Here is a 25,336-nt window from a genome sequence, read left to right as displayed (position 1 = left end):
GATGGCGGACGCGAGGGCGACGCGGGAGCGGGCGAACCACGCGCGCTACCGGCCGGGGCAGCGGGAGGGGTTCTACGAGAGCTTCTTCCAGCGCGCGAACCACCCGACGCGCCCGCTCGCCTTCTGGATCCGCTACACGCTCTTCAGCCCGGTGGGGCGGCCCGACGCCGCGGAGGGCGAGCTCTGGGCCATCTACTTCGACGGCGAGTCGGGGCGCCACGCGGTCGCCAAGCGCGAGGTCCCGTTCGCCGGGCGCTGCTCCTTCGCGCGCGACGCCCTGTCGGTCGACATCGACGGGGCTCAGCTGCGCCCGGGCCGGCTCGTTGGCGCGGCGGGCGAGGGGGAGAGCGCCATCTCCTGGGATCTCGCGGTCGAGGGCGGCGGGGAGCCGCTCCTGCTGCTCCCGGCGGCCCTCTACGACGCCCCGCTGCCCAAGGCGAAGGCGCTGGTCGGCGCGCCGATGGCCGTCTACCGCGGCGTCCTCCGCGCGGCCGGGCGCGACGTGGACGTCTCGGGCTGGGTGGGCAGCCAGAACCACAACTGGGGGACGAAGCACACGGACCTCTACGCCTGGGGGCAGGTCGCGGGGTTCGACAGCCACCCGGACAGCTTCCTCGAGGTCGCCACGGCCCGCCTCAAGGTCGGGCCGTTCTGGACGCCGAGCATGACGCCGCTGGTCCTGCGGCACCGGGGCGAGGAGATCGCGCTGAGCTCGCTGGTCCAGGCGGTCCGCGCCGAGGCCTCGTTCGACTACTTCACCTGGCGCTTCCGGACCGCGACCGATCGGCTGAGCGTCGAGGGGGAGATCTCGGCGCGCGCCGCCGACGTCGTGGGGCTCGCCTACAGGAACCCGCCCGGCGGGGTGAAGCACTGCCTGAACACGAAGATCGGGGCCTGCAGCCTCACGCTGCGGCGGAAGAGCCTGGGCCGCGAGGTCGGGATCGAGACGCTGACCACGGCGCGGCGCGCGGCGTTCGAGATCCTCACGGACGACCGCGGCCACGGCGTGACGATCCGCGCCTGATCCACGCCGGACGCACGGGGTGATGCGCCGCGCGGGCGGCGCCGCGGCGGGACGTGCTGCGCGCCAGGCGCGGAGTCGGCTAAAGAGATCCGGGAACGCCACCGCACGAAAGGCGGACGCCATGAGCCTCAAGCACCCCCGGACCATCCTCGTCGCACTGGACAGCTCTCCCAGGGCGCCGCTCATCCTCGCGGAGGGCGTCGATCTCGCGCAGAAGCTCGGCGGCAAGCTCGTGCTCGTCCGTGGCATCGGGCTGCACCACAGCCTGCCTGCCGAGGCGATGACCGAGTCGCCGACGCGCGTCCCCGAGATCCTGGAGCGGGGCGACCGGGACGAGCTCGAGCAGCTCGCGCGGGGCGTGCCGCCCGAGCTCGTCGCGAAGGTCGTCGTCCACGTCGGCGTCGCCTGGGAGGTCATCTGCCGGACGGCCGACGAGGAGGACGCGGACCTCATCGTGATCGGGTCGCACGGCTACTCGGGCATCGACAAGGTGCTCGGGACGACGGCGGCGAAGGTCGTGAACCACACGAGCCGGTCGGTGCTCGTGGTGCGCGACAAGCCTTCCGATTGACGGCGGCCCGGCGTCAGCGGCTCCTCAGCGGTCGGGACGACGGCTCGCCGAGCCTCACCGCGCTCGTCTCGGCCGGCGACACCCTCAGGCGGAACGACATCGACGAACGAGCTGCGGTGCTCGGGGCGCGTTTCCAGGGAAGAAGGGTCGAATGAACCATCGGATGATCCCGGTCGTGGACGGCTTCTGGAACATTCGCGGATCGTTCAAGATCGGCGGGCTCATCGACGTCGGTACGCACGCGTCCCTCGTCCGGCGCGAGAGCGGCAAATATGTCTTTCTCGATTCCTACACGCTCGGGGACGAGGAAAAGCGGCACATCGACGAGATCACCCAGGGTGGAAGGGACGTGGAGGCCATCATCAACGTTCACCCTTTCCACACGCTGCACGTGAGGGCCATGCATGCCCGCTATCCGCATGCGCGCCTCTACGGCACGTCTCGCCATCTATCCCGCTTCCCCGACCTCCCGTGGGAAGAGACGTTGATCGAAGATCCGGCGGCGCATGCGCTGTTCGCTGGCGACCTCGACTTCTCGGTGCCGCGCGGCGTCGATTTCGTCTCCGCGAACGAGAATGTGCATTTTTCGTCCGTCCTCGTGCTGCACCGCGCATCGAGGACGATTCACGTCGACGATACGCTGATGTACGTCCGCCTGCCGTCCCCGATGCGCCTCCTGGGGCTCAACGACGTCCTGAGCTTCTCTCCCATGCTGTCGCAGGCGCTCGAGAAGCGCCCCGGCGCAGCGCTGGAATTCCGGCGATGGGCCGAGGAGCTGGCGCTTCGCTTTCATGACGCCGAAAACCTCTGCGCCGCCCACACCGCGACGCTCACGGCTCGAGAGAACGGCGGGGCTCCGATCAAGGAGCGCATCCTCAGAGCTCTGGCAAAGGTCGACAGGGCGTTGAAGAGGCATGAGCGCAAGCACGGCTGAGGAGACGGGGAGCCATGGCGTCGCGACGGACCGCGGAGCGACGGTCTCGGCGGCGCGCTGAGCCGGCGGGCTGGCGAGGTGCCCGGCGTCAGGGGAGCTTGGCGATGAGCTCGTCGCTCAGCGTCGGCTGGTCGATCTTGCCGAACCAGATCCGCCAGGTGGCCTTCATGAAATCGAGGCCGCCCACCGTCGCGGTCCCGCCGCCGGCGACCGTGGCGGTGGTCGTCTTCGCGCGCGCGTCGTACTCGATGGTGACCTCCGCGCCCGCCTTGAGGTCGCCCTCGAACGCGGAGACGAACCTCGCGATCTTCGTCTGATCGGCGTATCCGTTCATCGCGTAGGCGTCCTTCAGCGCCTTGACGATGCTCTCGCGGTCGACGTCGCGCAGCATCGTCCAGACGAACTTCTTCCCCGTATCCATCTCGATGACGGCCTGCTTGGACTTCGTGGCAGGGAGCTGATCCATGTAATGGCTGATCCGATAGACCTCGATCTTGGCCGTGCCGATCGTCCTCACGCGGACGCCGGTGCCCGTGAGCGTGTAATCCGGCAAAGCGAAGAGGCCCGCGACAGCCAGGAAGATCGCCGCGAAGGCGGCGAGAAGAGCTGGAGACTTGCTTCGTGCGAGTTTCATCGGATCGACCTCCTCCGGCATCGCCGCTCGGCGGCGCATCGTGTGCGGGCGCGCGCCGGCGATCGCCCGTCCATGGTCGTGAATCAGCAAGACCCGGACCATCGGCGGAGGAACGCGGGGAGCCGCATCGGTCGCGAGATCTCGATAGGGGCGCCGGCTTCATGCGCCGACGACGCATGAGGTGTGCTCGGCGGGGACTCCGGGGCGGGCAGCGGGCCCCTCGGCCCCGCGAGGGCCGGCGGCGTGGGGGGCGAGCTCTCCCGGAGATCTTTTTTCGGCCGGGTCCGTAGAAGCCGCGCGCTGCGGGGGTCGAGGAGATCGCGGCGGAGGACGCGAGTCCCCCGTGGGCCGCGTGTCGGCCTGCGGCGGAAGGAGCTTCTCGATGCGGACGATGCTCGCGGGAGTGCTGATGGGATTTGCGGCGCTGGGCTGCGCGGCCGGCGCGGCGGCGCCTCCGGCGACGAGCGCCGCGGCCGCGGAGGTCGCGCCGCCGGGCGCGCGGCAGGAGGGCGCGCAGCAGGAGGGCGCGCGGCAGGAGGGCGCGCGGCAGGAGGGCGCGCAGCAGGAGGGCGCGCCGGCGGCGGAGGAGGCGCCGGGGTCCCGGGCCGAGGCGAGCCGCGGCGTCTGGATCGGCGCCGCGGGGGCCAGCGACTTCGTGCTGCCGGGGACGCGCGAGACGCAGCTCGGGGTGTGGGTCGACGTCCCCGCGGCCCGCCGCGGGGCGCGCGCGCCGGCCGCGGTCGCGCTGCTCGTGGACGCCTCCGGGTCGATGCAGGGGCCGAAGATGGACCACGCCCGCGCCGCGGCGCAGGCGTTCGTCGACGGGCTGCCCGACGGCGACCTGGTCTCGCTCGTGTCGTTCGCCGACGCCGCCGAGGAGCGCGTGGCGCCCGCCGTGCTCGGCCCCGAGACGCGCCCCGCGGTGGCGCGCGCCATCGCCGCGCTCGGCCCCGAGGGCAGCACGAACCTCTTCGAGGGCCTCCGGCTCGCGGAGCGGCACGCGGCCGCGGCGCCGTCGACGCACGCCGTCCGGCGCGTGGTGCTCATCTCGGACGGCCAGGCGAACATCGGCCCGTCGTCCCCCGAGCTCCTCGGCGCGCTCGCCCAGCGCGGCGCGGCCCACGGGGTGCAGATCACGTCGATCGGCGTGGGCGCCGACTACGACGAGCGCACGCTCAACGCGCTCGCCCTCGGCTCCAGCGGCCGGCTCTACCACCTCACCGAGGCCCGCCAGATGTCCTCCGTCCTCGAGCGCGAGCTCGCCCTGCTCCAGACGACCGCGGCGACGGGCGCCTTCGTCGAGATCGTCCCGGCGCCCGGCGTGGAGGTGATCGCCGTGCCGAACGAGCGCGCCGATCGGTCCGGCGACGCGGTCCGCGTGCTGCTCGGCACCATGTTCGGCGGGCAGCACCGCGAGATGCTCGTCCGGGTGCGGGTCGCCGCGCCGGCCGCCGGCTCGCACCCGCTCGCGAGCGTGCGCCTCCACTTCCGCGACCCCGAGAACGGCAACGTCCCGCGCGTGCAGGAGGTGGTGGCCCGCTACGGGGTGACGAGCGACCCGGCCCAGGTGGCTGCCCACGAGAACGAGCGGACCCAGACGCTCGCGGCGGTGATCGAGACGGGCATGACGCAGCTCGCCGCGGCCCAGGACGTGGGCTCCGGCGACTTCGGCGCGGCCGAGGCGAAGCTCGCCGCGGCGGAGGAGCGGCTCCGGCAGCAGGCGGCGCGCGCGCAGTCGGCCAAGGAGAAGGCGCGCATCGCCGGCGCGGCCTCGGCGGTGGCGACCGCGCGGAAGACCGCGCGCGCGGCCGCGGCGGCCCCGCCCGCGGCGCGGCGCATGGACGCCCTCCAGATGAACGGCGCCTCCCCGCTCTGGTTGGGCCGCTGAGCTGCGGTTGGGCCGCTGAGCTGCGGTTGGGCCGCTGAGCTGCGGTTGGGCCGTTGAGCTGCGGTTGGGCCGCTGAGCTGCGGTTGGGCCGCTGAGCTGCGGTTGGGCCGCTGAGCTGCGGTTGGGCCGTTGAGCTGCGGTTGGGCCGTTGAGCGGCGCCATCGCGGTGCCGCCCGCGCCCGTCATCCATGATGGACCGTGGATGCGTCCATCATGGATGGGTTGACCGAACGCTGCGTCCTTGCCGGAAGACGGTCATGGTGGATCCATCCATCAATGTTGATCGATGCATCCACCATGGATCCATCATGGATGCGCCTCGCGTGCCCCTCGACACCGGGGGTGGCCGCGCGCGACATTGTCACCGGCCCTCCGACACCTCAGCCTCCCAGGGCACTCGACCTCCGCCATGAACCCGAACGCCTTCCCGGAGTCGCGCGCCGGCGCCGCGCGCGAGCTCTGGCCGCTCGACCCGGCCGTCACCTTCCTGAACCACGGCTCGTTCGGCGCCTGCCCGCGCGCGGTGCTCGAGGCGCAGCAGCGCTACCGCGACCAGCTCGAGCGCGAGCCGGTCCGCTTCTTCCTCCGCGAGCTCGAGCCGCTGCTCGACGCGGCCCGCGGCGAGCTCGCCGCCTTCGTCGGGGCCGACCCGGACGACCTCGCGTTCGTGCCCAACGCGACCTTCGGGGTCAACACGGTGCTGCGGTCGCTCTCGCTCGGGCAGGGCGACGAGCTCTGCGTCACCGACCACGGGTACAACGCCTGCCACAACGCGGCCGAGGCCGTCGCGGCCCGCGCCGGGGCGCGCGTCGTGGTCGCGCCGGTACCGTTCCCGATCGAGGCGCCCGAGCAGGTGGTCGAGGCGGTGCTCGCGCGGGTGGGGCCGCGGACGCGGCTCGTGCTGATCGATCACGTGACGAGCCCGACGGGGCTCGTGTTCCCGGTCGCCGCGCTGTCCGCCGAGCTCGCCGGCCGCGGCGTGGATCTCCTCGTCGACGGGGCGCACGCGCCCGGCATGCTGCCGCTCGACCTCCGCGCCCTCGGGGCGGCGTATTACACCGGCAACTGCCACAAATGGATGTGCGCGCCGAAGGGCGCGGCGTTCCTCCACGTGCGGCGCGACCGGCAGGGCTCGGTGCGCCCGCTCTGCATCAGCCACGGCGCCAACTCGCCGCGCACCGACCGGTCGCGCTTCCTGCTCGAGTTCGACTGGACGGGCACCTCCGACCCGAGCGCCGCCCTCTGCGTCGCGGACGCGATCCGCGCGATGGGCGCGCTCCTGCCCGGCGGCTGGCCCGAGCTCCGGGCCCACAACCGGGCGACGGCGCTCGCCGCGCGCGACCTGCTCTGCGCGGCGCTAGGCTGCCCGCCGCCGAGCCCCGACGCGATGATCGGCGCGCTCGCGACGGTGCCGCTCCCGGACGCGCCGTCGTCGCCGCTGCGCCTCGACCCGCTCCAGGACGCGCTCCTCGCGCAATGGGGGATCGAGGTGCCGGTGTTCGCCTGGCCCGCGTCGCCGCGGCGGGCCCTCCGGATCTCGGCGCAGATCTACAACGACCGGCCGCAGTACGAGCGCCTCGCGGCGGCGCTCTCGGCGCTCTTGTAGCGCGCGCGGGGGAGCCGGGCCGGGCCTCCGGGCCGCCGCTCGCCGCTGCTCCACGGCGGGGTGCGCGCGGCTCGCCTCGCGCGCGAGCCATCGCTCCGGGCCGGCGCCGCGGCGGGCTGCCCGGGCGCGGGACCGCGAAGCACGACTGGCGCTCGCTGGAGCAGACGCGCGCGCCTTCCGAGGCGATAGGATGCGCGCCCCAAGGAGACACGATGCCACGTCGAATCCTGGTCTTGTCCTCGCTTTCCTGGCTGGCGACGGCGATCCTCGCGGCCGCGCCGATCGCCGCGCAGCCGGTGACGCCTCCGCCGGCGACGCGCCCCGCGCCCACCGCCTCGGCGCCGGCGGGAACGCCGCCGGCCCCTCCGGCGCGGGCGGGGACGCCTCCAGCGTCCGCGCCGCGGCCAGCGCCCGGCGCGCCGCAGCCAGCGCCCGGCGCGCCGCGGCCAGCGCCCGGCGCGCCGCAGCCGCCGGCGCCAGCGCCCGGCGCGCTGCAGCCGCCGGCGCCCGGCGCGCCGCAGTCGCCGGCGCCAGCGCCCGGCATGCCGCAGTCGCCAGCGCCCGGCGCGCCGCAGTCGCCAGCGAGCCCCGCGCCTGCAGCGCCCGGCGAGCCGGCAGCGGACGCGCCAGCGCCGGAGGGATCGCCGCCCGAGCCGGCCGAGGCGACGCCCGAGCCGGGAGCTGCCGAACCGCCCGCAGGCTCCGCGCCGCCCGCCAAGACGCCGGCCGCGCGCCGGGCAGGCCGGTGGGACAGCATGGAGGACTGGACCACGTCGCTCTCCGAAGCCGAGCAGGGGCCCCTGCCCGCGCCTGCCGACGACGGCGCGCTCGGCGGGGGGACGGTCCCGCGCGGCCAGCGCGGGGCGATCGGCGTGGAGACCTCGGCGTTCACCGGCGGCGACAGCGACGCCTCCGGGCTCGCGGTCGCCCTGTTCGCTCGCATGCCGTTCGCCGATCACACGTTCCTCGACGTCCGCGTCCCCTTCGGGCTCGCGATGGACGAGCGCACCGACGCCGTGCTCGGCAACGTGATGCTCGGCGCCCACCACGTCGCCCGCGCCGGCCGCAAGCTCTGGATCACGGTGGGCGGCGCCGTCGGGCTGGCGACGCTCTCGGCCCAGACCCACGACCACCGCAGCTACGAGCCGGTCGGCGCGAGCCGCGCCTACTGGGACCTCCACGAGTACTTCCCGAGCATCCTCCCGATCCACGCGCGCCTCGGCGCCGAGGCCCACCTCGGCCTGCTGATCGCGCGCCTGCAGATCGAGCCGGTCCTCTACATCCCGCTCGGCCGCAACGAGGAGTACGAGGTCGCGATCCAGCACGCCGCCGAGCTCCAGATCGGCCACGGGATCGGCGGCGGCGTGCGCGTGCAAGGCGTGGCGCTGCCCACGTTCGACAACGTGGGCATCCGGCACGCCGTCGCGCGCAATCTGTACGTGCTCGCCCTCGAGCCGTTCGTCGCGATCGAGCGCAAGGCCGCGTTCCTCCGAGCGGGGCTGCTGCTTCCCTTCGACGAGGAGCTCGGCCCGCCGCTCGATCACACCTGGGGCTTCCACCTCACCGCGGGTGTCCGCACCGACTGAGGCCTTCGGCGGCCGAGACGTGCGGCCGCCGAGGCCCGGCAACGGCCGAGCCTCGCGATGGCCCAGGCCGCGTCGCCGTGCCCCTTCGCGGCGCCTCCGGCGCGTTCGGAGGCGCGTCGGGCGCGGCGCGGGGCGCTCGGACGCGGCTAGGCGCCTCGGGCGCGGGCCGCCTCGCCGATCGCGTGGGTGATGTGCCCCTCCAGCTCGCCCGCGGGCAGCTGCTCGGACTCCACGACGACGAGGCGCGCGCCCGCGTCCTCCGCGAGCAGCTCGAACGTCTGCGGCGCGCGTTCGTGCAAGTGGCTCGGCAGGATGATCGCCAGCGGGCGGAGGCGGACCGCCGTCCCCCACGCCGACGCCGCCTCGCAGGAGCGGACGAGGAAACGAGCCCGCGCCGCAACCCTGCGGCAACGGGCAAGAAAACCGGGGCTGCAGTCGAGCGCCAGCACGATGGGTATCCGGATCAACTGACTGCTGCTACTAGGGGGCTCCGACATAGGAAGATGCTACTCCAGCGAAGCGCTATTGCGCGTCCTCTTATCCCGCATAACCGATACAGAGCTTTCCCGAAATAGAAAACAACAAGCTCGCAAGCTCATGTAAGCAGTCACGCGTCATTTTGGTGCATTGGGCAACGTTCTGTGAGAGCAGGATATTTGAAATGAACGCTGCGAGAAGCGAGGCGCCAGCGCACTACCGCCCACGCGGCGCGCAAATTGGCCGAAATGTTGGCTCAGCAGCAACGGCAGAGGATGCCCTGGCCGATCGCACGTCGATGAAATGATATACCGAGGACGGAGTCCATTCCCCGGCGCGCCGGCATCAGGGACACCCGGACAGATGAAGCGCACGTGGTAGACGTCGCTCGGGACGTAGGCAGTGAAACCAGCGTCCACGAGAGCACCACACACGATTGGCTCGCGTTCCCCCATCCATCCAGCGAGACGGCCGTCGCGGCGCTGGGCGCCGCCCGCCGTCGAGGTCGGCGCACCTCAAGGAAGTTGGCGCGCATACGCAAAGGAGATCGTGTGTCATCGCGGACGACCGCGGGCGCCCCCCTCGGGGCGGCCACCGGCACATGCTCCCTCTCACCAATCACCCTGTGCTCGCCCAATCCATCGCCGAATGAACCGGTTAACTTCCTCACAGATGCTCGCGCGCGCGTGGCCCGGGCCGGATTGTTTCCGCCATGTTGCGGGCAGGTTGCGGCGAGCGCCGGCGGCAGCGCCGGGCGCGGGCGCGCTCGGCGGCCAGAAAAGGCCGGGGCCTTCTCCCAGGCCGGCGGCTGCAGGGCAGGGGCACCGGAAGGAGGCCGAGAGAGATGGCGGTGTGGAGCTGGCAGCTGCAATAAGGAGCCAACTATACCATTTCATCGCCCGGAGAGAACAACATCGGGCAGCGGCCACCACGGCGCCGTTCGCGCCGGGATGGCGACGATATCGCAGCAGGGGCGGAGTCGATCCTGTAGTAACGCTGTACTTTTACAGCATCACTCGCTGCGCGTGAGCTTCCCCCTGGGTGCGGCCTGACAACAGGGACCGGCGATAGCGTGGTTTCCGGGCCAGGGGCCGGCGCGCACCCGCAGGCAGGGTGCGTTGACACCGCGGCGCGATCATAAGGACGTTCGTAGGTTAGGAAAAACACTAAACTATCTCTCCGAACTTCGATCCTGGTGTTCCGCGGTGAGCACCGGGGCCGGTCCTGAGGTCAGCGCGGCCGTGAAGCGCACCCCCGAACACGGCGCCACACGCGCGGCCGCCGGGGTCGTCCCCCCGAGGTCCGCGGAGCCGAGCGCCCGGTCCGGTGAGGCGGCTTGCACGGCGCGCGGCGCCGGCGGCCGCGCGGCGCCGCACGAATGGCCCGCTCGCCGGGAGGACGCTGGGGCGCACATGGTATATGCCGGCCCCATGGCGCAGGTGCACGGAGGCAAGCTCGTCTCGAAGGCGCTCGCAAGGCACGGGGTGACCCACCTCTTCACCCTGTGCGGCGGGCACATCCAGGCGATCTACGACGGGTGCCTGGACGACGGCATCCGGGTCGTCGACGTGCGGCACGAGCAGACGGCAGGCCACGCCGCCGACGGGTACGCGCGGGTCACCGGGAGGCCCGGGGTGTGCGCGGTCACCGCCGGGCCGGGCGTCACCGACGTGGTGACCGCCGTCGCCAACGCGCAGCGCGCGGGGATCCCGATGGTGGTCCTCGGCGGCGCCGGCCCGCGGGCCCTCGCCGACATGGGCTCGCTCCAGGACATGAACCACGTCGAGCTGATGCGCCCCATCTCCAAGTGGAGCGCCTCCGTCCCGTCGACCGACCGCATCCAGGAGTACGTGGACTCGGCCTTCCGCGTCGCCCAGGCGAACGTGCCAGGCCCGGTCTTCCTCGAGATCCCGCTCGATCTGCTGATGGGCTTCGCGGGCGACGACGCGCCCGCCACCGCGCCCATGGCCCCGGCCAGGCCCGGCGGCGACCCGGCCGCCGTCGCGCGCGCCGCGGCCATGCTGCGGGAAGCCGAGCGGCCCATGTTCATCGTCGGGAGCCAGCTCCGCTGGTCGCCGCGGCGAGACGCGCTGCGCCGCTTCGCCGACGCGGTGAAGGCGCCCTTCTACCTGAACGGCATGGCCCGCGGCGCGCTGCCCCACGCGCACCCCGGGCTGATGAGCCGCTCGCGCCGCTTCGCGCTCGCGCAGACCGACCTCTGCGTGGTGCTCGGGACGCCGTTCGACTTCCGGCTCGAGTACGGCCGCGCCGTCGGCTCGGCCGCGAAGGTCGTCCAGATCGATCTCGACGGCAGCGAGCTCGGCAGGAACCGCCGCGTCGACCTCGGGATCGACGGGGACAGCGGCGTCGTGCTGGAGCAGCTGCTCGCCGAGGTGCCCGAGAAGCCCGCCGAGGCGTGGCTGTCGGCCGTGCGCGAGGCCGAGGAGCGCGCGCGCGCGAAGATCCTCGCCGAGATCGCGAGCGACAGCGACCCGCCGAACCCGCTGCGCGTCTGCGCCGAGATCGGCAAGCGGCTCGGCAAGGACGACATCGTGATCGGCGACGGCGGGGACTTCGTGGCGACGGCCGCGAACGTGCTGAAGCTCGAGTGGCCGCAGCTCTGGATGGACCCGGGCCCCCTCGGGACCCTCGGCGTCGGGCCGGGCTACGCGATGGCCGCCAAGCTCGCGCGGCCCGAGGCCAACGTCGTCCTCGTGTACGGCGACGGCTCGTTCGGGTTCCACGCGCTCGAGTTCGAGGCGATGGCGCGCCAGGGCATCCCCGTGGTGAGCGTGATCGGGAACGACGCGGCCTGGACGCAGATCCGGCGCGGGCAGGTCGAGCTCTACGGCGAGGGCCGCGCGCCCGCGACGTCGCTCGACCTGACCCGGTACGACCGCGTGGTGGAGGCGCTCGGGGGCTTCGGGGCCTTCGTCGAGCGCGTGGAGGAGCTCGGGCCCGCGCTGGACGAGGCGTTCCGGTGCGGCAGGCCCGCCTGCGTCAACGTGAAGATCGCGAAGAGCGACTTCCGCAAGGGCGCCATCAGCGTCTGATCCACGTGGAGCTCCGGTTCGTCCCCCCCGACCTGCAGAGCCTCGACGAGCTCGACTCGGAGGTGCTCGCGTGCGCCCCGTTCAGCGACGCGCTGCCCGCCCACGGCGTGGCCGGCCTCTGCGACTGGCGGCTCGGCGGCCGGATCTCGGAGCTCCGGCGGCAGGGCCAGATCACCTGCGAGCTCGGCGAGGTCGTGATGATCCCGTGCAAGCCGCGCATGGCCTTCGACAAGCTGGTCCTGTTCGGCGCCGGCCGGCGCGACGCGTTCGACGAGGCGATCTTCCGCGAGGTCGTGCGCCGGATGCTCGCGACGATGGGCGGGCTCTGCACGCGCGTCGCCGTGGTGGAGCTCCCGGGGCGGCACGACGGGCTCATCCCCGCCGAGCAGGCGGCCGACGCGCTCCTCGACTGCGCGGGCAGGGAGCGCGGCGACAACGTGTGGACGCTGGTGGAGCGCGCCGAGGGCCGGCAGCAGATCACCCAGCACATGATCGAGCAGCGCCGCCGGGTGCGCCGGGCGCTGTGACGCGCGCGGCGCGGGCGCGCGTCAGGCGGGCACCTTCGGCAGATCGACGGTGAACGTCGCCCCCTCGCCCGGGCGGCTGTCGACGTCGATCGACGCGCCGAGGGCGTCGGCGATCTGCCGCACGATCCACAGCCCCATGCCGAAGCCGCTGTAGTTCTCGCTGGAGACGGCGCGCTCGAAGCGCTCGAAGATGCGGGCCTGCTGGTCCGGCGCGATGCCGATGCCGCGATCCCGCACCACGAGGCGGGCGCGGTCCCCGAGGTCCGAGACCGCGACGTCGATGGGCCTGCCGGCGCCGTACTTGATCGCGTTCGAGAGGAGGTTCGTGACGATCTGATCGAGGCGCAGGCGATCCCACCGGCCGACGACCGACGCGGGGGCCGACAGCTCGACCGGACAGCCCGCGGCGGCGAGCTCCTCGCGGAACCGATCCAGCACGTCGTTCACGGTGCCCGCGAGATCGACGTCCTCGAGCTCGAGCTGCAGGCGGCCCGCGGAGATGCGCGAGATGTCGAGCAGGTTCGTGATGAGCCGGGCGAGCCGCTCGACCTGGCGCTTGATCATCTCCAGCCGCGGCGTCGCGCGCTCGGCGGTGAGGTCGCCGCGCTTGCCGGCGCGCAGGAGGCCGTCGACCTGCAGCTGCATGGGCGTGAGCGGGGTGCGGAGCTCGTGGGAGGCGATCGTGAGGAAATCGTCGCGCGCGCGCACGGCGATCCGCGCCTCGCGGTAGAGCCGGGCGTTGTCGACGGCCAGGGCCGCGCGCCGCGCGAGATCCTGCGCGAGGTCGAGGTCGACGGCGTCGTAGCGCCGGTGCGTCGAGGCGAACGAGAGCGTGCCCAGCGTGCGGCCGCGCGCGGTCAGCGGGACGGTGAGGTGCGAGGCGAGCGAGAGCGAGCGCAGCGCCTCGTAGTGCGCCTGGTCGAAGGAGATCGCCCGGACGAACGAGTCGGTCACCCGGGGGATGAGCTCCGGCTGCGCCGTGCGCAGGACCTTGCCGATGCCGCGCGCGCAGGAGTCGGCCGTGAGCCTGCCGAGCAGCTCGGTCGCGGCCGCCATCGAGGGGTCGGCGTGGGCGGTGACCTGCCGCTCGGTCGCGCCGGACTCGTCCTGCAGGAGGAGCACGCAGATCTGCGCGAAGTCGGGGAGGGCGACGCGGACCACGCGCCGCAGCGTCTCCTCGAAGTCGAGCGACTCGCCGAGGATCTGCCCGGCCGAGACGAGGATGCGCTGCGCCTCGTGGACCCGGCGGCGCTCCGTCACGTCGCGGGTGACCTTCGCGAAGCCGCGCAGGCGCCCGGCCTCGTCGAAGAGCACGCTGATCACCTCGTTCGCCCAGTAGCGCGTGCCGTCCTTGCGGACGCGGTAGCCCTCCTGGACCGAGCGCCCGGTCTCCACCGTGCACTCGAGCTCCGCGGCGGGCCTGCCGAGCTCGGCGTCCTCCGGCGGGAAGAGGACCGAGCAGTGGCGGCCGATGATCTCGTCGGCGCGGTAGCCGTTGATCCGCTCGGCGCCCGGGTTCCAGCTGGCGATGCGGCCCGCGGGGTCGAGCATGAAGATGGCGTAGTCCTGGACGCCCTCGACGATGAGGCGGAACCGCTCCTCGCTCTGCTTGAGGCGCCGGTCGGCGCGCGCCTCGGCCGCCTCCATCTCGCGGCGCAGGAGGAGCTCGCGCATCCTGCGGTTCTCGTCCTCGTAGTGCTTGCGGCGCAGCTGGGCGCGCAGGCGGGCCTTGAGCACGGTGAGCTCGCCCGACTTCGTGACGAAGTCGTCGGCGCCGGCCGAGAGGGCGTCGAGGATCGCCTTGTGGTCGTCCCGGCCGGTGAGCATGAGCAGCGGGATCGGCCGCCACGCGGCGTTCGCCTTGATGCGGAGGCAGGTGGCAGGGCCCGAGAGCCCCGGCATCACCATGTCGAGCAGGATGCCGTCGACGCGCGCCGCCGCGAGCCGCGCGAGCGCCTCCTCCCCCGAGTGGGCGAGCACCGCGACGTAGCCCTCGTCGCGCATCGCCGCCGCGACCTGGTGCAGGTACGTGGGGCTGTCGTCCACGATGAGGATGCGATGAGGCGGCGTGTCCGTCGGGCGGTTCATGGGAGCCTCCCAGGCAGGCTCCGGTCAGCGAGGGCAGCCGCCCTGTCCGGGCGCGTGGTCGTGGCTGAACCGGTGCTGCACCCGCCGACGTCCCCCCGCGGCGCCCCCACCCTCATTGGCCACCCGTGCAGGTTGGCATGCCCTCTCCCCCGCCGACGCGAGAAGCCTACCTGGCCCGATGCACTTTGCGTACAGCATCCTTTTTCTACCAGACGCCAAACGCTCGCAACGTTGCGCCCCCCACCGTCGTGCGGAATCCCAGCCACGGGCCCACCCGGTCGCGCGATCGGGTGGGACCTCGAGAAAGAGCGTACGGGAGCTCCTGCGCGGCAAATCAGGCAAATGAGGATTGACAATCGACCGATCTACCGAATTGATGGCGAGTCCACCGACTCGATATCTGCTGGAGAATCGCGCGGTCACGCGCCGCGCGCTCCGACGAGGGTGGGAGATCGCGAGTCCGTCACCCCGCGTCGATGAGCTCGATCATCGCGGCCCGGGCGGGCCCGCCCGCGGGGATCCAGCGGCAGAGCTCGTCGACGCCGACGTCGTCGACCACCCGGCGGAGCTCGGCGCGCGCGGCGGCGAGGTCGCCCCGGGCGGCGAGCGCGTGCGCGCGGGTGATGCGGTAGCGCTGGCGCACCTCGGACGGCTCGTCCCGCTCCCGGTCCGAGCGGCCGACCAGGGAGAGCGCTCCCTCGGCGTCGCCCGTGCGCACGAGCACCGCGGCGCGCGCGCCCCGCACGAGCGGGCGAACCGACGCGGGCGCGCGCTCCTCGTCCAGGTCCGGAAGGAGCCGCCTGGCCGCCTCGACGTCGCCCGCGCAGAGCTGCCACTGGGCGAGGTTGCTCATCACGAGCAGGCGCACCCCGGGCGGCGTCCAGTCGAGCGGGACGTGGCGCAGCGATGCGGCCGCCGCCCGGTAGCTGCCATGAAAGGCGAGCGACTGGCCGACGACCTGCGCGGCGTACGCGTAGATGGCCCGGGGATCGCCGCGGTGGGACGGCGGCGACGCGGCGCGATCCTCCCCGGCGCGCGCGGCCGGACGAGCGGCCCAGCGGGCGCGACGCGCGGGCGCGGGGGCCTCGGCGCGGCGGGCGGGGCGCGCGGCGCGCCTCGCCTGGACGAGGCCGCCGAGGAGGAGCAGCAGCGCGGCGACGGCGGCGATGGCGCACGCGGCGCCGGCCGGGATCATCCGGCGGGCTCCTCGGGCGGACCGGCGGCGCGCGCGACCTGGTCGGGGCGGACGGCGGCCGGATCGAAGCGCTGCGCCGACGCCAGCATCTTGGTGAGCGTGGGCTCGAACGGCGCCTCCGGGGACCTCTGGAAGCGGAGCGGGTTGATGCGGGCCACGACGAACGCCTTGAGGTAAGGGCTCTCGAAGCCGCGCGCCTTGAGCGCGTCGACGGCCTGCGCCACCGCGTCGTCGACCGCGAGGAGGAGCTCGGCGCGCGCCTTGCGGGTCTCGAGCGCCTCCGGGAGCGGCTCGTCGAGGAAGCGGTCGATGTGCCGGAGGACCGACTGGTAGGCGCCGCCCGAGAAGCGGGGGCGCTGCTCGTAGCAGAGGCCGAGGGTGAGCAGGCTCGGCTCCTCGAACTCGAGGCGGAACTCCTGCTCCGGCCGCGGATCGAGATCCGCGAGGGAGCGCGCCATCCGCGTCACCTCGAGCGCCTTCTCGCGGATGTTGTGCGCCTTCTCGGTGTTGAGCGCGAGGATGCGGTACGCGATCCGCTCGTCGGGCAGCACGAGCGCGACGGCGCTCTTCGCGCCGAGGCGCGTGAGCGCGGCGCGGCGGTGGTTGCCGTTCGGGGTCCAGTACCTCCCCTCGCCGGGGGCGGACGGCCCGGCCCGGCCCGGCCCCGACGAGAGCGGGGTCCGCACGGCGATGATGGGATCGAGGAAGCAATCGAGCTTGTCGATGACCTCGCCGAGCCGCGCGACGTGCGCCTCCGAGAGGTCGCGCTGGAACGGCGTCGGCTCCACCCGGTCGAGCGGCAGGCCGGCGAGGATCGCCCACCCGCCGCCGACGGGCTCGCGGTAGACGGCGAGCACGCTGCCGCCGTCGCTCCGGATCGCCTCGGCGAGCGCGGCGACGTCCGGCGGGGGCGCGCCCGCGGCGAGCGCGGCGGCGTCGAGGCCGCGCGTGCCCGCGGCCGGCGCCGCCTTCTTCCGCCGCGCCCGGGGGGCGGGCGCGGCCTTCGGCGCCCGCGGCTTGGCTGTGCGCTTCGCGGCCATCGGTCCTCCTCAGCGACCCCGGAGCATGCCCCGGGGATCCGGGCTCGGCCCCCCTCTCATCGTGTCGGCGATCGCCTGGTGGAAGCGCTCGAGCCGCTGGTCCGCCGCGTGGAACACGGTCCCCTCCGGGTACCTCCCGTCCGCGTCGGCGACGCCGGCCGGGACGCCGGTGATGATCTCGATGCCCTCCTCGACCGAGCTCACCTCGTACACGTGGAAGCGGCCGCCCTCGATCGCGGTGATGACGTCGCCCCGCAGCATGAGCGCGTCGCGGTTGGCGCTCGGGATGAGCACGCCCTGCTCGCCCGTCAGGCCCTTGGCGGCGCACAGATCGAAGAAGGCCTCGATCTTCTCGTTGATGCCGCCGACGGGCTGGATGCTCCCCTGCTGATCGATGCTGCCGGTCGCGGCGAGCTCCTGCCGGATGGGGACGCCCGAGAGCGCCGACAGGAGCGCGTAGAGCTCGCTCGACGAGGCGCTGTCGCCCTCGATGGGCTCGTAGGTCTGCTCGAAGACGAGCGAGGCGCCGAACGAGAGCGGGCGGTGCTGCGCGAACCGCGCGGCGAGGAAGCCCGTGAGGACGAGCACGCCCTTGCTGTGGAGCGGGCCGGACATCTCGACCTCGCGCGCGATGTTCACCGGGCCCTCGAGGCCCGGGTAGACGACCGCCGTCACCCGGCAGGGGCGGCCGAACGTCTGCGGGCCGTCGGACAGGACCGAGATCGCGTTGACCTGCCCGACGCGCCGGCCGGTGACGTCGATGCGGATCGTCCCGTCGGAGAGCATCTCGTGCACGTGGTCGCGGAAGTGGCTGCCTCGGCGGCGGGCCGCCTCGAGCGCCTCGTTGACCTCGGGGCCGTCGACGACCTTGCGGCCGCGGCGCTGGGCCCGGTAGCCGGCCTCGGTCGCGACCTCGGCGATGAGCCCGAGCTGCGCGCTCACCTTTGTCTGGCTCTCCGCGAGGCGGCCGCCGTGGAAGAGGAGCGCGGTCACGCCGTCGGCCGTGATCGGCGGCAGGCCGCGATCGTGCGCGAAGCCGGCGAGGAACGCGGGGTAGGTGAGCAGCGCCTGGTCGAGCGAGATCGTCGTCTCGAAGCGCGCCTGCACCTTGAAGAGCTGCGAGAACTCCGGATCGGCGTCGTGCAGGTCCTGGTAGAGCTGCGGGTTCGTGACGAGGACGACCTTCACGTCGATCGAGATGGGCGGGAAGAGCAGCTCCTCCGCGGTGCCCCGGAAGTACGACGGGTTGTGCTCGGGCACGATGAACTTGCCGGCGAGGAGGCAGGCCTTGAGCTGCTCGTAGAGCGCCTCGTTCTTGAGGAGCGCGCCCGCGGGCAGGATGAGGAAGCCGCCGGCCGCCTCGTGGAGGGCGCCCGCGACGGCGAAGCCGGGCTCGGGCGGGAAGCCGGAGTCGGGCGGCGCGTGGGTGCGGCCGAACAGGGCGCTCAGCGTGGGGTAGGGGACCTCCACGACGGGGGCGCCGGAGTCGGGCGTGTGCTCGGTGAGCAGCGTCGGGACGACCACGCCGCGCGGCAGGGTGGCGCCGCCCTCCTCGCCGCGCGCCTCGTCGACCAGCAGGCGGAACTCCTTCGAGACGACCGTCTCGACGTCCGCGAGGAAGGCGCTGATGTCGTCGCGCCCCTCGAAGCGCGCGCGCACCGGCTGGAAGCAGCCCTTCACGCCGTCGCTGAGCAGCTGCTTCACGACGCTGCGCAGCTCGACGTCGGCCTCGTCCTGCACCGTGGCGAGCCGCATCTCGAACTCCTCGATCGATCCGGCGATGGCGTGCAGGGCCTCGCTGTCCGGCGCGTTCGAGGCGTCCTCGAGCGAGGTGATCTGCACCTCGTCGTCGCCGCGGACGAGGTCGAGGCCGAGCTCGCGCGCCGCGGACTTGAGCTGCTCCTCGAGCCGCCGCTCCTCCGCGTTGACCCGGCGCTGGATCTTCCCGCGCGCCTGCTTGAAGCGCTCGCCCTCGGTCGCGCCGCGCAGGGCGTCGACGAGCTTCTCGTGGAGCTCTTCCATCGCCGCGACGAAGGGGCGGCCCTCGCCCGGGGGGAGCGACAGGACCGTGGGCTCGCTCGGGCGGTGGGGGTTCGGCAAGAGGAGGATGTCGTCGGGCGTGGGGCGGCTCGCGGCGATGCGCTTCGCGACGGCGCGGGCGCAGAACGTGCGGCCCGTGCCGGGCGCGCCGACGACCACGACGTGGAAGCGGGGCTGGCGGATCTCGAGGCCGAAGGAGAGCGCGGCGAGGGCGCGCTCCTGCGAGCCGATGCCCGCGGACAGCGGCGCGACCTCATCCGTCGTGGAGAAGCGGAAGCTCTGGGGGTCGACGATCTTGCGGCACTCGCTGGCGGGCAGCTTCCGGGCGACCATGGCGGCGCACCATAGCGCCTTTCGACGCCCGCTGGCGCGGAGCCCGCCCGGCGGGGCGCGGCCGCGCCGGAGAACACGCTGGAGAGCGCGCGCTAGCGCCGCAGGACCATCACCGGGCAGGGGGCGCCGCAGAGCACGTCGCGGAAGACGCCGCCGTGGTGATGCTCGAGCTGCCCGTGCCAGACCAGGACCACGAGGTCGCTCGTCAGCTGCCCGGCCATCCGCAGGATCTCCGCCGCCGGCTCGCCCTTGCCGAGGAAGAACCGCGTGGCGACGTCGTGGGGGCAGTGGCCGATCGCGCTCAGGAACCGGGCCAGGAACTCCTCGGTGAACGCGGGCCACTCGTGCTGGGGCTGATCGACGTACAGGGGCGCCACCATCGCGCCCGGCTCGGAGCGCGCCGGCGTCGAGACGGGCGGCGCGTCGTCGGCCTCCCGCGGCGAGGCGCCGCCGACCATCACGATGTCGAGCTCGGCGCCGAGCCTGCGGGCGAGCTCTCCGGCGGGGGTGATGGCGGCGGCCGTGCTGGGGGCCCCGTCGAGCGGCAAGAGGATGCGCTCGATCCGCGACGACGTCCGCGTCGCCGGGCCGATGACGACGACCCCGCAGGCGGCGGACTCCAGCGCGCGCGCGGCGAGCCGGCCGACGCCGAGGCGCTCGTCCACGAGCTCCTCCGGCTCGGAGTCCACCACCACGAGGGAGGCCCCGCGGCCCCGCACCGCCGCCGCGAGCGCGCCCGGCGCATCCTCGCTCGCCGCGACGTGCAGCACCACGCCCTGCAGCGCCTCCGGGGCGACCCCGAGGTGGGCGGGCACCTCGCTCGCCTCGATCGGCTCGGCGCAGACGAGGAGCCCGTGCAGCGGCGCGTGGAGCGCGTCGGCGATGAGCCGCCCGAGGCCGAGGGCGCCCTGGTGGGCGCGGCGGCCGTGGAGCGCGACGAGCACGCTCCTGCTCCGCGCGCCGCTCTCCGGCGCGGGCTCGTCGCCCCCCTCGCGCGCGCCGAGGGGCGGATCGGCCGCGGAAGCCGGCCCGGACAGCGCCCCACGTTCGCCGAGAGATCCATCGCGCACAGCGCTCAGCATGTCGTGACCTCCTCCCATGTCTGGAACCGGCCGCCGACCCGCCGCGCCGCGTAGCGGCGGCCCGGCTCGGCCACCACGGCGCAGGCGACCGCGCCCGCGTCGAGCGCGGCGATCGGCAGCGGCGCGCTCCCCTCGAGCGCGATCTCCACCGCGCCGTCCTCCACGTGGATCTCGAGCGCGCGGCCCCGCCACGAGATCGGGATCTTGAGGTGACGCCAGCCCGGCAGGAGGTGCGGCTCGACGCCGATCGCCTCGTCCTCGTCCGGCCACGGCGGCGCGGGCGGGAGCCGCGCCGCGAGCGCGCTCCGCGGGACGCGCGTGAGGCCGGCGGCGCCGAACGCGACCGCCTGCCAGAGGCTGCCCATCGCGGCGACGTGCATGCCGCCCGCGGCGTTGCCCATCGTGTTGCCGAGGTCGATGTCGGCGGTCTGGTCGAAGTAGCGCTCGGCGTGGGCGTGGAGGTCGAGCCGGGCGGCGACGAGCGCGTGGACGCCCGGGCTCAGCGAGCTCCCGTGCGCGGTGCGCGGCTCGTAGTAGAGGAAGTTGGCGCGCCGCGCGCTCGCGGGCACCGCGCCCCAGAGCAGCGCGATGAGCTGCACGACGTCCGCCTGCTTCACCACCTGGCAGGCCTGCGTCCGCGCGCGGCCGAGCAGCACGTCGATCGGCGCGCTGCGCACGGCGTAGTCGGCGATCGCGAACGGCTCGAGGCGGAAGTAGCCCGCGAACTGCTCGATCAGGCCCGTGCGCGGGTCGAGCCGGAGCGCCATGCGATCCGCCACGTCGCGCCAGCGATCGACCTCCTCGGGCCTGAGGTCGAGGCGCGCGAGCACGTCGCCGCGCGCCACGCCGCGCCGGACGACCGCGGCGGCGGCGCGGAGGTTGTACCGCGCCATCCAGTTCGTGAACGCGTTGTCGTCGACGGCCTCGTGGTACTCGTCCGGCCCGATGACCCGGCGGATGTGGGCGAGGCCGTCCGGCCCGATCTCGGCGCGGCTCGCCCAGAAGCGCGCCGTCTCGACGAGGATCTCGGCCCCCTCGCCGCGCTCGAACTCGAGATCGCCGGTCGCGCGGCCGTAGGCGTGCGCCGCGTACGCGACGTCGGCGCTGATGTGGTGCTCCTGCTCGCCGGAGAGCACCCGGACCACCTCGCCGAACGGCGTGACGAGGAGCGGCGGCGTCGTCTCGTCGCCCGTGTCCGCCGACTCCCACGCGTAGAGGGCGCCCTCGTAGCCGAGCGACCTCGCCTTGCGGCGCGCGCCCGCGAGGGTGCGGTGCCGGTACAGGAGCAGCGCGCGCGCGGCCTCGGGGTAGCAGTGCGTGTAGAAGGGGACGAGGAAGGTCTCGGTGTCCCAGAAGACGTGGCCGCGGTACGCCTCGCCGCTGAGCCCGCGCGCGCCGACGGAGCAGCGCGGGTCGTCCGGGTTCGCGGCGCCGATGAGGTGGTAGAGGGCGAACCGGAGCGCCCGCTCGATCTTGGGGGCGCCGTCGATCTCGACGTCGGCGCGGCGCCATCGCTCCGCCCACGCGCGCGCGTGCTCGCCGAGCACGTCGCCCATGGTGCGGCGCGAGAGCTCCGCCTGGAGCGCCTCGCCCGCCTCGCGCGGCGCGGGCGTGTCGCGCGACGTGTGCAGCGTCGCCGTCCGGAAGAGGCGGAGCCGCTCGGCGACGCGGACGCCGATGTCGCAGCGCTCGGCGATGGAGCGCGCGCCCTCGGTGCGCTCGCAGCGCGCGCCGTCGGGGGCCTCGGGCGGGGGAGAGCCCTCGGCGGCCTCGCCCGGGAGCACGCGCAGGTGCGAGGTCATCGCGGTCTCGAGCCCGCCGTGCGTGTGGCCGACGAGGAGCAGGCTCGCCGCGCTCGCGTCCGCCGCGAAGCGCGCCCAGTGCGCCGCGCCGCTCGCGCTCTTCACGTCGCCGCTCAGGATCGCGTCGACGCGGATCGTCCCCGTGAAGTTGAGGGGGGCGACGCTGAGCGCCTCGACGAGGACGTGGCGGTCCGCGAGCGACGCCGCGTGGAGCGTGTGGACCTGCGTGATGTGCCCGGCCTCGCCGCGCCGCAGGCACTCGCGCAGCAGCACGCCGCGCCGCATATCGAGGGCGCGGAGGTGGTGCAGCACGCCGCTCGTCTCCGCCGAGAACGACTCGCCCTCGATGGCGACGCTCAGCCGGCCCCAGTCGGGGGCGATCACGAGCTCCGGGACGCGGCTCACGTCGGCCGAGGGCTCGAACGCGCCCGCGATGAACGTCGCCGGCCGCGACACGCTCGACCCCTCCGGGAGCGACGCGCGCGAGCCGAGGTAACCGTTGGCGATCGCGAGCAGCGACTCGATCTCGTGCTCGCGCGCCACGTCGAACCCCGGCTCCTCGACGATCCACGCGGCGTCGCGCGGCGCCGCGAGCGCGCCGAGCTCCCGGTCGAGGTCCCGCTGGAGCGCGAGGATCTCGCCGAGCCGCCGCGCGCCGGCCGCCACGTGGGTCGCGCCCGCGAGCTCGGGCGCGCCCGAGAGCCCGCGCGCGCCCGCGGCCGGCGCGCCCCCGCCCGGCTCCGGCGAGATCGCCAGCCAGTCGCGCGGCGCGATGTGGAGCGGCGCGATCACCCGCGCGAGCAGCGCGGCCAGCGCGGAGCGCCCGTCCGGCGGCGCCGCGGCGGCGAGCGCGACGGCGGCGCCGCGGCGATCGAAGCCGTAGAGCTCTGCGCCCTCGAGCGCGCCGACGAAGAGCCGCCTCCGGTCCTCCGCGCTCTCCGCGCGCTCTCCGCCTCCGCGCGCGAGCCGCCCCGCGAGGTGGGGCACGCCCTCGCGGGCGAGGAGCGCCACGCGCACCCCCATCGCGAGCAGCGCGTCGAGCAGCGCCGCGGCGCCGCCCTCCGCCTCCGGGCCGCCGGCCGCCTCCGGGAGGAGGCTCGCGTCGATGGCGACGAAGCGGAAGCGGTGGTGCAGCTCGGCCGCCAGCCGGATCGCGGCCGCCGGCGCGCCCGCGAGGCCGGGGTAGCTCGGCCCGCCCCGGGCGAGGCCGGGCGGCCCGGCGGCGCTGTCTTGGAGAGACGACATCCTCGGCTCCTCCCCGGGGCCGGGCACGCGAGGATCGTGCCGCCGCGCCTGTGCAGGCCGGGATCAGGGCGGGGCCGGCGGCGGCGGTGGGCTAGCGCTGCACGCCGCCGATCAGCCGATCGAGCACGCCGAGGAGCCGGTCGACGTCGAACGGCTTCGCGAGCACGCCGGCCACGGTGCCGCGGATGCTGGGCTCGTTCATGCCGGAGAGCAGGAGGACCGGCACCTCGACGCCCACCGCGGCGAGCGCGGCGAGGAACTCCTCGCCCGTCATCTCGGGCATCACGTAGTCGAGCAGCACCGCCCGCGGCCGCGCGCCGCCGGCGAGGCGATCGAGCGCCTCCAGCGGCCGCGTGAACCCCTGGACGCCGTAGCCCTCGTCGGAGAGCAGGTCCATCAGCGAGTCGACCAGCGCCGGGTCGTCGTCGACGACGAAGATCTCCGCGCGCGGGGGCGGCGAGGCGCCGGCCAGGCACGGAGAAGGGCCCGGCGAGCTCATCCAATTTCTCTCGATCGCTGGCCTTTTCGGCGCATGAGGCGCGCAAAGGATACCAGACGGCCGCCGCGACCGCATGGGGCACGCCGCGCGGGCGTGGCGCGCAGCGTAACGCCTCCCACGTCGCAGATCTCCGCTGAGCTCCGAAACTCGCTCAGGACGGAGATTTCCTCATCAATTGGGCTTGCCGCCGCGCCGCTGCTTGCAGATCGTTGAGCACCTGATACCCCTGTAAGGTTCCTCCCAGGACGACCCGAGCAGCTTGACTTGATCTGCTCGCGGGTATCGAATTGTGGTCCGAAGGACACTCCAATCCCCCTGTGGTCATCATGGCGGAAACCCCTGCTAGCAAGCTGCACATCTATCTGATCGACGATCACCCCGTCGTCCGCGAAGGCTTCGCTCGAGCGCTCTCGGACGAGCCCGACATGGTCGTCGTGGGCCAGGCCGGGACAGCAGCCGACGCCTTGCGCGAGACGGCGAGCTGCAAGCCGGACGTGGTGCTCGTCGATCTCAACATCCCCGACCGGGACGGCATCGAGCTCCTCGGGGCGCTGAGGGCGCAGCTGCCGCAGGCGAAGCTGCTCGTGCTGAGCGGCTACGACGACGAGTTCCGCGTCGCCGAGGCGCTCCGCGCGGGGGCGCAGGGGTACCTCGTGAAGACCTCGAAGCTCGAGGAGGTCATCGAGGGCATCCGCCGGATCGCGACCGGCGGCGCGCCGCTGTCCTCGAGCATCGCGGGCGCCGTCGTGCGCGCGATGCGCAAGCCGGCGAGCGAGGGCTCCGGCGGCCTCGACGCGCTGACCCCGCGCGAGCGCCAGGTGCTGCGGCTGCTCGCGGCCGGCGTGTCGACGCGCGAGACGGCCGCGCGGCTCACGATCAGCCCGAAGACGGTGGAGACCCACCGCGTGCGCATCTACGCGAAGCTCGGATGTAAGAGCGCGGTCGAGCTGACCCGCATCGCGGTCCGCACCGGGCTCATCGAGGCGTAAGCCGGCCGCGATCGCGCGAGGCCCCCCGCCCGCTCACCTCGCGGGAGCGGGGCGCTTCGACTTCTTCTTCCCCAGCTTCCCCGGCGCTGTGTCCTTCGTGGCCGCCTCCGGCGCGGGGCTCGCCTTCGCTCGGCGCTTCGCGTCCTCGAGCAGGCGGTCGATCCGCACGCCGTCGATGGTGAGCCCGTCGATCTTGCAGCCGGTGATCTCGACCTCGCGGAGATCCGACGCCTCGAGGCGAGCGCCGCGCAGGCTCACGTCGGACCAGCGGGTCCCCGCCGCGTCGGCGTTGTCGATCCGCGCGCCTGCCAGCGACACGTCGTCGAGCGAGGCGGCGGCGAGGGTCGCGTTGTGGAGGCGCGCGCCGCGCAGGTCGATGTCGTCGAGGTCGGCCTCCGTGAGCGCGACGTCGTGGAAGCGCGCGCCGCGCAGGTCGATGTCGTCGAGGTCGGCCTCCGTGAGCGCGACGTTGTGGAGGCGGGCGCCGCGCAGGTCGACGTCGTCGAGCTCGGCCTCGGCGAGCGCGACGTTGTGGAAGCGCGCGCCGCGCAGGTCGGCGTCGTCGAAGTCGGCCCCGGCGAGCGTCGCGCCGTGAAAGCGCTCGGGCCTCGGCGGCGCCGCGGCCTCGCGCTCCGCGGCGTCCGCGCTCGACGGCGCGATGGGGGGCTTCTTGGCCATGGGTCCATGCTAGCGCTAGGCGCAGGCGGCGCGCTCGCGTCGCCC

Annotated in this window: 19 protein-coding genes; 9 read left to right on the top strand and 10 right to left on the bottom strand. The window is 73.9% G+C overall.

Features of this window, described 5'->3' with window-relative positions; all coding sequences use genetic code 11:
- Position 1: 1 nt before the first annotated feature.
- The 3 genes from WMF20_RS46085 to WMF20_RS46075 all read left to right on the top strand — a co-directional run bounded on the left by WMF20_RS46085 (position 2) and on the right by WMF20_RS46075 (position 2,529).
- Positions 2–1,024, top strand: a complete 1,023-nt coding sequence (locus tag WMF20_RS46085; protein WP_437608100.1) for a hypothetical protein — start codon at positions 2–4, stop codon at positions 1,022–1,024.
- A 121-nt stretch (positions 1,025–1,145) separates the two neighbouring features.
- A complete protein-coding gene (locus WMF20_RS46080) occupies positions 1,146–1,595 on the top strand; it encodes a universal stress protein (RefSeq protein ID WP_129580164.1) in 450 nt (149 codons plus the stop codon).
- A 151-nt stretch (positions 1,596–1,746) separates the two neighbouring features.
- Positions 1,747–2,529, top strand: a complete 783-nt coding sequence (locus WMF20_RS46075) for a hypothetical protein (protein ID WP_437608099.1) — start codon at positions 1,747–1,749, stop codon at positions 2,527–2,529.
- 88 nt (positions 2,530–2,617) lie between these two features.
- On the opposite strand, the gene WMF20_RS46070 is transcribed toward WMF20_RS46075, so the two are convergent.
- On the bottom strand, positions 2,618–3,163 hold the full coding sequence (locus WMF20_RS46070; RefSeq protein ID WP_437608098.1) for a chalcone isomerase family protein: 546 nt from the start codon (positions 3,161–3,163) through the stop codon (positions 2,618–2,620).
- Positions 3,164–3,545: 382 nt separating this feature from the next.
- Here WMF20_RS46070 and WMF20_RS46065 point away from each other — a divergent pair, with 382 nt between their 5' ends.
- The 3 genes from WMF20_RS46065 (at position 3,546) to WMF20_RS46055 (ending at position 8,243) form a co-directional block, all read left to right on the top strand.
- Positions 3,546–5,051: a vWA domain-containing protein gene (locus WMF20_RS46065; RefSeq protein ID WP_437608097.1), complete on the top strand. Its 1,506-nt coding sequence runs from the start codon at positions 3,546–3,548 to the stop codon at positions 5,049–5,051.
- Between the two features lie 409 nt (positions 5,052–5,460).
- Positions 5,461–6,657 (top strand): aminotransferase class V-fold PLP-dependent enzyme, encoded by a 1,197-nt coding sequence (locus tag WMF20_RS46060; RefSeq protein ID WP_437608096.1) that lies wholly within the window; start codon positions 5,461–5,463, stop codon positions 6,655–6,657.
- Positions 6,658–6,869: 212 nt separating this feature from the next.
- Positions 6,870–8,243 (top strand): hypothetical protein, encoded by a 1,374-nt coding sequence (locus WMF20_RS46055; protein ID WP_437608095.1) that lies wholly within the window; start codon positions 6,870–6,872, stop codon positions 8,241–8,243.
- A 146-nt stretch (positions 8,244–8,389) separates the two neighbouring features.
- On the opposite strand, the gene WMF20_RS46050 is transcribed toward WMF20_RS46055, so the two are convergent.
- Positions 8,390–8,710, bottom strand: coding sequence for a hypothetical protein (locus WMF20_RS46050; protein WP_237244706.1), 321 nt, complete (start codon positions 8,708–8,710; stop codon positions 8,390–8,392).
- A gap of 1,440 nt (positions 8,711–10,150) precedes the next feature.
- Here WMF20_RS46050 and WMF20_RS46045 point away from each other — a divergent pair.
- On the top strand, positions 10,151–11,773 hold the full coding sequence (locus WMF20_RS46045; RefSeq protein WP_437608094.1) for a thiamine pyrophosphate-binding protein: 1,623 nt from the start codon (positions 10,151–10,153) through the stop codon (positions 11,771–11,773).
- Between the two features lie 5 nt (positions 11,774–11,778).
- Positions 11,779–12,300 carry a M17 family peptidase N-terminal domain-containing protein gene (locus WMF20_RS46040; RefSeq protein WP_061623693.1) on the top strand — a complete coding sequence of 174 codons (522 nt, stop codon included), beginning with the start codon at positions 11,779–11,781 and terminating at the stop codon, positions 12,298–12,300.
- A gap of 21 nt (positions 12,301–12,321) precedes the next feature.
- On the opposite strand, the gene WMF20_RS46035 is transcribed toward WMF20_RS46040, so the two are convergent.
- The 7 genes from WMF20_RS46035 to WMF20_RS46005 form a co-directional block, all read right to left on the bottom strand.
- Complete coding sequence (locus tag WMF20_RS46035) at positions 12,322–14,388, bottom strand: ATP-binding protein (RefSeq protein ID WP_437608093.1); 2,067 nt, start codon at positions 14,386–14,388, stop codon at positions 12,322–12,324.
- Positions 14,389–14,851: 463 nt separating this feature from the next.
- Positions 14,852–15,583, bottom strand: a complete 732-nt coding sequence (locus tag WMF20_RS46030; protein WP_129580157.1) for a hypothetical protein — start codon at positions 15,581–15,583, stop codon at positions 14,852–14,854.
- Positions 15,580–16,623: a chromosome partitioning protein ParB gene (locus WMF20_RS46025; RefSeq protein WP_437608092.1), complete on the bottom strand. Its 1,044-nt coding sequence runs from the start codon at positions 16,621–16,623 to the stop codon at positions 15,580–15,582. The genes WMF20_RS46030 and WMF20_RS46025 overlap by 4 nt, the downstream gene beginning before the upstream one ends.
- A gap of 9 nt (positions 16,624–16,632) precedes the next feature.
- The gene (locus WMF20_RS46020) at positions 16,633–18,996 is read right to left on the bottom strand and encodes an AAA family ATPase (protein WP_437608091.1); all 2,364 of its coding nucleotides are present in this window, start codon (positions 18,994–18,996) and stop codon (positions 16,633–16,635) included.
- Between the two features lie 92 nt (positions 18,997–19,088).
- Complete coding sequence (locus tag WMF20_RS46015) at positions 19,089–20,078, bottom strand: universal stress protein (RefSeq protein WP_129580154.1); 990 nt, start codon at positions 20,076–20,078, stop codon at positions 19,089–19,091.
- Positions 20,072–23,125: a glycoside hydrolase family 65 protein gene (locus WMF20_RS46010; protein WP_437608090.1), complete on the bottom strand. Its 3,054-nt coding sequence runs from the start codon at positions 23,123–23,125 to the stop codon at positions 20,072–20,074. The genes WMF20_RS46015 and WMF20_RS46010 overlap by 7 nt, the downstream gene beginning before the upstream one ends.
- A gap of 91 nt (positions 23,126–23,216) precedes the next feature.
- Entirely contained in the window at positions 23,217–23,624 is a 408-nt protein-coding gene (locus WMF20_RS46005) for a response regulator (protein WP_437608089.1), read from the bottom strand.
- Between the two features lie 326 nt (positions 23,625–23,950).
- On the opposite strand from WMF20_RS46005, the gene WMF20_RS46000 reads away from it, so the two are divergent.
- Complete coding sequence (locus WMF20_RS46000; protein WP_044970202.1) at positions 23,951–24,613, top strand: response regulator; 663 nt, start codon at positions 23,951–23,953, stop codon at positions 24,611–24,613.
- Between the two features lie 33 nt (positions 24,614–24,646).
- Here WMF20_RS46000 and WMF20_RS45995 read toward each other — a convergent pair whose 3' ends face one another.
- Entirely contained in the window at positions 24,647–25,291 is a 645-nt protein-coding gene (locus WMF20_RS45995) for a pentapeptide repeat-containing protein (RefSeq protein WP_437608088.1), read from the bottom strand.
- Positions 25,292–25,336 lie beyond the last annotated feature (45 nt).

Origin of the sequence: Sorangium sp. So ce834 (assembly GCF_051521425.1) — a bacterium.
GTDB lineage: Bacteria > Myxococcota_A > Polyangia > Polyangiales > Polyangiaceae > Sorangium > Sorangium cellulosum_D.
The sequence above is the reverse complement of the archived record's forward strand: the minus strand, read 5'-3'. Positions and strand labels throughout refer to the sequence as shown.

Bases quoted from the DNA above. Each gene is read 5' to 3' on its own strand.
- WMF20_RS46085 (WP_437608100.1), top strand. From the start codon at position 2: ATGGCGGACGCGAGGGCGACGCGGGAGCGGGCGAACCACGCGCGCTAC.
- WMF20_RS46080 (WP_129580164.1), top strand. From the start codon at position 1,146: ATGAGCCTCAAGCACCCCCGGACCATCCTCGTCGCACTGGACAGCTCT.
- WMF20_RS46075 (WP_437608099.1), top strand. From the start codon at position 1,747: ATGAACCATCGGATGATCCCGGTCGTGGACGGCTTCTGGAACATTCGC.
- WMF20_RS46070 (WP_437608098.1), bottom strand. From the start codon at position 3,163: ATGAAACTCGCACGAAGCAAGTCTCCAGCTCTTCTCGCCGCCTTCGCG.
- WMF20_RS46065 (WP_437608097.1), top strand. From the start codon at position 3,546: ATGCGGACGATGCTCGCGGGAGTGCTGATGGGATTTGCGGCGCTGGGC.
- WMF20_RS46060 (WP_437608096.1), top strand. From the start codon at position 5,461: ATGAACCCGAACGCCTTCCCGGAGTCGCGCGCCGGCGCCGCGCGCGAG.
- WMF20_RS46055 (WP_437608095.1), top strand. From the start codon at position 6,870: ATGCCACGTCGAATCCTGGTCTTGTCCTCGCTTTCCTGGCTGGCGACG.
- WMF20_RS46045 (WP_437608094.1), top strand. From the start codon at position 10,151: ATGGCGCAGGTGCACGGAGGCAAGCTCGTCTCGAAGGCGCTCGCAAGG.
- WMF20_RS46035 (WP_437608093.1), bottom strand. From the start codon at position 14,388: ATGAACCGCCCGACGGACACGCCGCCTCATCGCATCCTCATCGTGGAC.
- WMF20_RS46030 (WP_129580157.1), bottom strand. From the start codon at position 15,583: ATGATCCCGGCCGGCGCCGCGTGCGCCATCGCCGCCGTCGCCGCGCTG.
- WMF20_RS46025 (WP_437608092.1), bottom strand. From the start codon at position 16,623: ATGGCCGCGAAGCGCACAGCCAAGCCGCGGGCGCCGAAGGCCGCGCCC.
- WMF20_RS46020 (WP_437608091.1), bottom strand. From the start codon at position 18,996: ATGGTCGCCCGGAAGCTGCCCGCCAGCGAGTGCCGCAAGATCGTCGAC.
- WMF20_RS46015 (WP_129580154.1), bottom strand. From the start codon at position 20,078: ATGCTGAGCGCTGTGCGCGATGGATCTCTCGGCGAACGTGGGGCGCTG.
- WMF20_RS46010 (WP_437608090.1), bottom strand. From the start codon at position 23,125: ATGTCGTCTCTCCAAGACAGCGCCGCCGGGCCGCCCGGCCTCGCCCGG.
- WMF20_RS46005 (WP_437608089.1), bottom strand. From the start codon at position 23,624: ATGAGCTCGCCGGGCCCTTCTCCGTGCCTGGCCGGCGCCTCGCCGCCC.
- WMF20_RS46000 (WP_044970202.1), top strand. From the start codon at position 23,951: ATGGCGGAAACCCCTGCTAGCAAGCTGCACATCTATCTGATCGACGAT.
- WMF20_RS45995 (WP_437608088.1), bottom strand. From the start codon at position 25,291: ATGGCCAAGAAGCCCCCCATCGCGCCGTCGAGCGCGGACGCCGCGGAG.